Raw genomic sequence first — 790 nt, forward strand, 5'->3', positions numbered from 1 at the left:
GAACGGCAACTGCGAGCTGATGTTCGCCTACCACCATCCCGAGCTGCCGCTGCATCTCGATCCGGCGCGCTACGAGCACCTCACGGTCGGCCTCGATACGCTGCTGCCGGTCAGCCAGCCCACGCCGCGCGCCGCGCCGCGCTTTCGTCTGCCGGGCACCAGCAAGGCCGCGCTGCCGCTGATCTCGTACACGGAAACCAGCTACTTCGGGCGTTGCCAGGCGCTGCTGCTGTCGCGCGCGCCGGCCACGCCGATGCTGCGGCTGCACTTCGAGTCGGACATGGCCGAGGTGCTCAAGAAGCTGGTGGTCGAGGGCGAGGGCCTGGCCTGGCTGCCGCGCAGCGCGATCGCGCGCGAGCTCGCGGCCGGCGAGCTGGTGCCCGCGGGGCCGGCCGCCTGGCAGCTCGAGGTGGAGCTGCGTGTCTATCGCGATACCAGCAATCGCGGCGCCTTCGTCGATACGCTCTGGCAGCACCTGCGCGCCTCGGTCTGAGGCTCCCTGCCGCGGCCGCCTCCGGGATTTCCCTGCCTATGCGAATCACGCATACGTGCATGCCGGACCCGCATCGCGGGTTTTTTGACCGTCCCTACCATTCGTCCTGACGGTCGAGGCAAGCCGCTTTCCGCTTTCGTCCGTCGCCCGCGTCGAACCCCGACGTTTCCTCATCGACACGCGCCGCAGGACCTTCCAGGTTCGCCCGGCGCGCACCAGCAGCGGGTCGCCGGTGGCCTCGCGCAGCCGCGTCAGCGTGCGGCTCATCGCCGAGGCGCTCAGGCCGAGCCGTCGCGC

General features: G+C 70.6%; 1 protein-coding gene and 1 pseudogene. One reads left to right on the forward strand and one right to left on the reverse strand.

Going from position 1 to position 790, the window contains the following annotated elements; all coding sequences use genetic code 11:
* Positions 1–493, forward strand: a 493-nt coding sequence (locus HWX25_RS32670; protein ID WP_244138832.1) for a LysR substrate-binding domain-containing protein, incomplete at its 5' end; no start/stop codon positions are given.
* Positions 494–694: 201 nt separating this feature from the next.
* On the opposite strand, the pseudogene HWX25_RS32675 reads toward HWX25_RS32670, so the two are convergent.
* Positions 695–790: pseudogene (locus HWX25_RS32675) on the reverse strand (LysR family transcriptional regulator); the annotation flags it as partial.

Origin of the sequence: Burkholderia sp. BCC1640 (assembly GCF_902833125.1) — a bacterium.
Classification (GTDB): domain Bacteria; phylum Pseudomonadota; class Gammaproteobacteria; order Burkholderiales; family Burkholderiaceae; genus Burkholderia; species Burkholderia diffusa.